Origin of the sequence: Paenibacillus plantarum (assembly GCF_013141695.1) — a bacterium.
GTDB lineage: Bacteria > Bacillota > Bacilli > Paenibacillales > NBRC-103111 > Paenibacillus_E > Paenibacillus_E plantarum.
This window is the reverse complement of sequence record NZ_WHNY01000064.1, coordinates 138450-145198: the sequence shown is the minus strand read 5'-3', so window position 1 is coordinate 145198 and position 6749 is coordinate 138450. Positions and strand designations below refer to the sequence as shown.

The following is a 6749-nucleotide window of genomic DNA, read 5'->3' as shown; positions in this document are numbered from 1 at the left end:
CAGTTCTTGAAGGTTACACCCTTCAGGAACTGCCTTCTTTGTTTGTCTAGCTCATCTGTTATACGATTCGTTTCCGCAGTGTTCCCGAGATATAGTCAATGATCGAGACAGTGACAATAATCCCAATCAAGATAATACCTACACGCGGCCACTGCCTTGCATTCAATGCGAAGATCAGCGGTGTTCCGATCCCTCCAGCACCAATGACGCCAAGTAAGGTCGCGGAACGAACATTAATTTCAAAACGGTACAACGTATACGAAATGAAATCCGGTATGACCTGTGGAATGACGGCGAAAGACATCCGCTGCCAGAAATTCGCTCCAACGGCCGTCATGGCCTCTGTAGGCCCCATATCCATGTTCTCAATGGCCTCCGCATACAATTTGCCCAACATCCCGACAGAATGCAAGCCAAGGGCCATTACGCCCGCGTAGGCATTCGGTCCAACTGCTTTGATAAAGATCAAAGCCATAATGATTTCTGGAATCGTCCGAACGATGCTTAGGAATAGCTTTCCTGTACCAGAAACAGCACGGTACTTGCTCATATTCGCCGCTGCCCAGAAAGCAAAAGGAAGACAAACGATCGCAGATACGAAGTTTCCTAAATAGGAAATTGATAAGGTTTCAAGCAAGGAACGAAGTAAATCTTCACCTTCAGGGATATAGACATAGGCCCAGTCTGGATGGAATAATCCACTGATCATCGCCTTAGTAAGAATCCAAGTCGTTGGTTGGAAGCCTGTTAACTCCAAGCCTGTTAGCGCCCAAATAAGAAGGCCGATCACAGCCACGACGCCAATAATTTTATACGTGTTAGCTTTTGTCTCCGATAACGGCTTAGCACTGCCTTTTAACAGATACGTGCGGAATCGTGTGCTCACCAAATCAATGATGACGACGATCAGCAACGTATAAATAACAATGGCACAAGACTGATCATAACGGAACAGATCAAGTGTGTTTTTGAGCAATAAACCGATACCGCCCGCGCCAACCAAACCGAGGATTGCGGAAGCACGGATACTCACTTCAAATGTGTACAGGAAATGCGCCAGATACGTAGGAGCAACTTGTGGCAGAACCCCGAAACGGATCAGTTTCAACTTATTAGCTCCGACTGCCGTCATCGCTTCAAGCGGACCCGGGTCGATGGCTTCCGTTGATTCATAAGAAAGCTTTGAAATAATACCAAAGGTAAAGAAAATTAGAGCTAACGTACCTGCTGTTGGCCCGAAGCCTACTAATACGGCAAATAAGGCTGCATAGAGCAAATCAGGAATGGTACGAACAAAATTCATAATAAATCGAGCAGGATAGGACAACCATGGCGACGATGTTACGTTACGAGCAGCCAATAACGCCATTGGGAATGCAAATAGTGCTCCGACAATCGTGCCCAGGATGGACATTTGGATGGTTTGAGCCATCGGCTTCCAAATATCAGTGAAGAATAGCCAATCCGGCGGAAACATTTCTGCGATGAATTTCATGATCTCCGGCGTACCTGTAGCTAATCTTGTCAGCGTCGCATCTGTCTGATAGATGCTGCCGATCAAGAACAGCACCATGATCGCGATGATCATATAAAACTTAGTGCGCGGAGGCTTTTTGACGGTTGCTACACTCATCCCTCCTGCACCCCCAGCAGCTCATCTTTCTTGATGGCGCGGCCGTAGATCTCGGAGAACACATCATCCGTCGCATCAGCCACAGGTCCATCGTACACGACCTTCCCTGCACGAAGTCCGATAATGCGTGTCGCGTACTCGCGAGCCAAATCGATAAAGTGAAGGTTGACGACGGTTGTAATGCCTAGGTCTTTGTTAATCCGTTTCAGGTCATCCATAACTTGACGGGTCGTGAGCGGATCCAATGACGCAACAGGCTCGTCCGCCAAGATGATCTTCGCTTCCTGTGCTAGCGCTCTAGCAATCGAAACACGCTGCTGTTGACCACCGGACAATTCATCGGCGCGCGAATACGCTTTTTCACGGATGTTAACCCGCTCCAGTGCTTTGAGCGAAAGCTCAAGGTCTGCTTTAGGGAACAATCCAAACATCGTGCGAAGTGTGGAATGATAGCCAACGCGGCCGGAAAGGACGTTACGGATAACCGTGGATCTTTTGACTAAATTAAAGGTTTGGAAAATCATCCCGATGTCTCTACGCATCCGACGCAACTGTGCGCCATTCGCTTTGGTAATGGATTTCCCATCGATTAGAATCTCACCGCTAGTCGTCTCATGGAGACGATTAATTGAACGTAGCAGTGTGGATTTACCAGCGCCTGATAAACCTACGATTACAACGAACTCCCCTGGGTGTATGGTAAGGTTAATGTCATTTAGGCCAACAGTACCATTTGGATATACTTTTGAAAGATGTTTAAACTCAATCATGATTCGTCCTACTTTCTTTTACACAATTTCGAGTGCTAGACAGACTACTTTCAACGAATAATTGAAAAATCCTTTTTTCTATCATTACCTTTAGAAAAAATTCATATTCCATTGTTCACCATGCACAAAAAATGAGCCCCACGCGTCTACGTAGAGGCCCCATGCCTTTTATGGATTGTACTTTGCGCCCCAGCGCTCCTCAATCTTCATGCCTCTCCAGACGGCAATCGAAACGATCCACGCGATGACGAACATCCCAACCAGAATAAAGCCTAACGTACCGAAATCAATCTCTTGCAGCCACGTCCAGAATGTACCTTCCATACTGAATTCCTCAGAAAGTACCTGTCCGAGCTCGATCACACCAATAATTAATGCGGCTACAACCGCAAGTGCGGTAACGGTTAAATTGTAATATAACTTGCGCACCGGCGTATGAAAAGCCCATTTGTACGCTTTCGTCATAAACATACCGTCTGCTGTATCGAATAGGCTCATCCCAGCTGCGAACAAGAGCGGCAGCGATATGACACCAATGAACGGGATTGCATCCTTCGCCGCGTGTGCGGATATGGCCAGTAAGGCGATTTCACTTGCCGTATCAAAGCCTAAACCGAAAAGGAAGCCTAACGGATACACATGCCAGCTCTTGGTGATAAACGAGAATAGCGGTTTAATGAGACGTGTAATGAACCCACGCGATTCTAACAGCTCTTCAAACTCGTCGTTATCGTGATTGCCGCCGCGAAACTTCAGAAACATTTTATAGAGACTAATAAGGATTAACAGGTTGATGATACCGATGATGACAAGGAATAGCCCCGACACGGAAGCGCCGATCACGCCGCCAAAACGCTGCATCCATGGAAGTTCACGAGCTGCCCATTGCACAGAAAACGCCGTTACAATCGCCATAACGAACACGACGGACGAATGCCCTAAAGAAAAGTAAAAACCGACGCCTAGTGGGTTTTTCTTCTGTTGCACTAGCTTCCGTACCGTATTGTCGATGGCTGCAATATGATCAACATCGAACGCATGACGCATCCCTAACGTGTAAGCAAGAAGTCCGATCCCCCAGAAAGCGGGAGATGTTTTGGCCACGGTATATAAACCGATCAGCCCCAATACGTGTAGGAGGATGATAAAGCCAACGTATCCGGCCCAGCTTTTCCTATCCACCAGCAAAGATTTCCACATGGTAAATTAACCCCACCTTCCCCATCCGTGTTACGATTTACTAATAATGTAGCACAAGCGTGCGGGAATTGAGAAGTACCGCATCTATTTTTTGTGAAGAATTCTAAATGAGATCTGATATAATAGAAACCGTTCCAATTCTACAGCCATCTTACTTAGGAAACATATCCCTGCTTTTATTTCAAAAAGGAGCTGATCCCCTGCATGTCTATGCGTAAATACAAGCTTTTTACAGTGCTGGTGCCCGTCTTAATTATCGGAGGCTTTGAATATATTCGTCATGAATTTTTACTGCGCTATTTGACGATGGAAGCCGGCAATTTCACGATTACAGTCATTACGTTGCTCCTCTCGTATCTCTTCGCTTCCTGGATGTTTACCAGCATGGAACGCAGCAATGAGAAAATCCTGACCAGTGAAGCCCGCAGAGCGGTCTTCGAGGAACGAGAACGTCTGGCTCGAGAGCTGCATGACGATTTGGCGCAAACTCTCTTCTTCTTGAACGTGAAGCTGCGTCAAGGCGACATCGAAGAAGCGAAAGCTGCTGTTTCCGAGATCGACAATTCACTTCGTCAGGCTATTTTCAATCTGAGAACGCCGCCGGAAGAAGGTACTTCCTTCGGGCAACGCATTCATACCTACTTAGACAACTGGCGGTTAGTCACAGGTATTGAACTTCATGAGACCGTGAAAATTACCGAAAACAGCTTCACACCTAATGAGGAAATCCTCCTTTTCGGCATTATGCAGGAAGCTTTCACCAACATCCGCAAGCATTCGATGGCCACAGATGCTACCTTCCATTTGGAAGATGACAACAATCACTGGCGAATGCATATCACGGACAATGGGTGCGGACTACAGCCCGATCCGAAAGCTAATGCTAAGAGCACGACTTACGGCATCGATCTCATGCAAAAACGGGCTTCCGAGCTCGGGGCTACACTTGAGCTTCGGAGTGAGAAAGACGCTGGCACGGAACTGATCGTACAAGCCGAAAGAAAGGTGAACAGTTGATGACGGAACAAATGCCCTTTCGCGTTCTTATTGTTGATGATCATCCCTTAGCACGCAAAGCGATACGAAGCATGCTGGAACCATGTGCAGATTTCTTCATCGTTGGCGAAGCTAGCAGCGGCGAAGAGGCGATTCGCCTTTGTGGCGAGTTAACTCCTGAAGTTGTATTAATGGATATCCACATGTCACCCATGGACGGATTACAGGCTACACGGCATATTAAACAAGCCTTTGGCGGGATACGCATCGTTATGCTCACCGTGTCTGATGATGTTGCTGATCTCTTCACGGCTTTGCAATTCGGCGCACAAGGGTATTTGCTCAAAAACATGGATCCCGATGAATGGCTTAACTATTTGCGCGCATTGCTCGACGATAATTCAGAGGTGGCGCGCGGGATGGCGGACAAGCTATTCGGACGTTTCCGTTCACCGGTCGGCGCACACACGGAAGGCCCGAGCCCTCACATGCTTACATCGCGTGAACAAGAAATTACCGCCTATGTCGCACAAGGGGATAACAATCGGGTCATTGCCGAGAAGCTGCTCATCTCCGAGCATACGGTGAAAAATCACATGAAAAATATTCTCGTGAAGCTATCCCTAGAGAATCGTGTGCAGCTTACTGCGTTTGCCATTAAGCATGGATTGACGCGGAAATGAAATAAACCAGTTAACATTCGACTTTGCGGATGCTAACTGGTTTTTACTGCTGTATCCAATCGTCACGCGTGAGGGCTAGCGCTCTACATAACTTTACTTTTACTTTTACTTTTACTTCTACGTCTACTCCTACTTCTACTCCTACTTCTACTTCTGCCGCCAAACCTTCCTCCACCCGTCACAAACAAATTAAATGGATTTTATGTTGTTATTTTTGTTGATTCTCGCTATTTGCGAGCAATAGATGGATTTCCTACAGTTAATTTCTTTTAAAATCCACCAAACTACTAATTCCACTCACATTAGATGGACTTTTTCCATCTATTCACTAAATCTCACGAAAATCAGCGGAATTAACTGTATATTTTACATTAATTTGAAAATCCTGTTACTCAACTGGCCGCACTACTTCTACTCCTACTACTCGCAACCAGCATGTCACACATCATCACGCCCTTATCTAAAAATAGAGACAACTTGTGACGTGAAACACATAAATGCTACGATTTGGACAAAACTAGTCGAAAAAATAGCCCAGTCGAGTCATACTCTAATGCTTGTCGATCAGGTAACATGGACAACATGATAAGAGTTGAGATTGAAAGGGGAAATAAATACCATGTTTAAAAAGTTCATGTTAACCGTAAGTTCGATGATGATCGCGTCCATGCTTCTCGTAGGGATCGCAAGTGCTCACGTCACTGTATATCCGAAAGAAGCTACGCAGGGCAGCTATGAAGTTTTCACCGTACGTGTACCATCTGAGAAGGACAGTCCGACAATGAAAGTCGAGGTCAAATTCCCAATTGATTCCGTAGCTGTTTCTCGTTTTGAACCTAAAGCAGGTTGGAAGTACGACATCGCCAAGGATGCTGCTGGCAAAATAACTGGCGTTACTTGGACTGCAACGAGTGATGGTCTAGGAGCAACTGAATTCGGTGATTTCAGCATGCAAGGTAAAGTGGCCGATAACGCTACCCAAATCATCTGGAAAGCCTACCAAACTTACAAAGACGGCTCTGTCGTGGAATGGGTTGGGGCGAATGGCTCCGACAAACCCGCATCTGTCACTACCGTTAAAGCGAAAGCTGCCGCTGGTGCGACAACGGATAGTCACGGGAATGTAACGGCTGGCACAGCTTCTGCTGGAGATAGTTCGGAATCCAACACATCGCTGTACCTGTCGATTGCTGCTGTGGTGCTTGGCGCGTTAGCGTTGATCGTATCGTTGGTAAGAAAACGTAAGTAGTAACGGTTTCATTGGTTTCAAAGGGCTGTTCACAAGGTATTCCTTGTGGGCAGTCCTTTTTTTGCACCGTGATACAACCAGATAAAGACGTCCATCGGATGATACATCCGATAGACGTCTTTGCAACTGCATGTGTGATGTAGTTTATAAGCTAAATTGCCTGTAAAAAGTACATCTATTTCGACTCGGTTTCATCATGTGAACTCATCTCATTGTCC

Annotated in this window: 6 protein-coding genes; 3 read left to right on the top strand and 3 right to left on the bottom strand. The window is 46.3% G+C overall.

Going from position 1 to position 6749, the window contains the following annotated elements; all coding sequences use genetic code 11:
* Positions 1 to 58: 58 nt before the first annotated feature.
* The 3 genes from phnE to GC096_RS21865 form a co-directional block, all read right to left on the bottom strand.
* Positions 59 to 1633 carry a phosphonate ABC transporter, permease protein PhnE gene (gene phnE, locus GC096_RS39585; RefSeq protein ID WP_376769515.1) on the bottom strand — a complete coding sequence of 525 codons (1575 nt, stop codon included), beginning with the start codon at positions 1631 to 1633 and terminating at the stop codon, positions 59 to 61.
* Positions 1630 to 2403 (bottom strand): phosphonate ABC transporter ATP-binding protein, encoded by a 774-nt coding sequence (gene phnC, locus GC096_RS21870; protein ID WP_056609336.1) that lies wholly within the window; start codon positions 2401 to 2403, stop codon positions 1630 to 1632. Before phnC ends, phnE begins: the two co-directional genes overlap by 4 nt.
* 168 nt (positions 2404 to 2571) lie before the next feature.
* A complete protein-coding gene (locus tag GC096_RS21865) occupies positions 2572 to 3603 on the bottom strand; it encodes a HoxN/HupN/NixA family nickel/cobalt transporter (RefSeq protein ID WP_171633161.1) in 1032 nt (343 codons plus the stop codon).
* A gap of 204 nt (positions 3604 to 3807) precedes the next feature.
* Here GC096_RS21865 and GC096_RS21860 point away from each other — a divergent pair, with 204 nt between their 5' ends.
* The 3 genes from GC096_RS21860 (at position 3808) to GC096_RS21850 (ending at position 6531) form a co-directional block, all read left to right on the top strand.
* Entirely contained in the window at positions 3808 to 4620 is an 813-nt protein-coding gene (locus GC096_RS21860) for a sensor histidine kinase (RefSeq protein WP_171633159.1), read from the top strand.
* Positions 4620 to 5282, top strand: coding sequence for a response regulator (locus GC096_RS21855; protein WP_246302881.1), 663 nt, complete (start codon positions 4620 to 4622; stop codon positions 5280 to 5282). The genes GC096_RS21860 and GC096_RS21855 overlap by 1 nt, the downstream gene beginning before the upstream one ends.
* Positions 5283 to 5901: 619 nt before the next feature.
* On the top strand, positions 5902 to 6531 hold the full coding sequence (locus GC096_RS21850) for a YcnI family copper-binding membrane protein (protein WP_171633157.1): 630 nt from the start codon (positions 5902 to 5904) through the stop codon (positions 6529 to 6531).
* Positions 6532 to 6749: the final 218 nt, after the last annotated feature.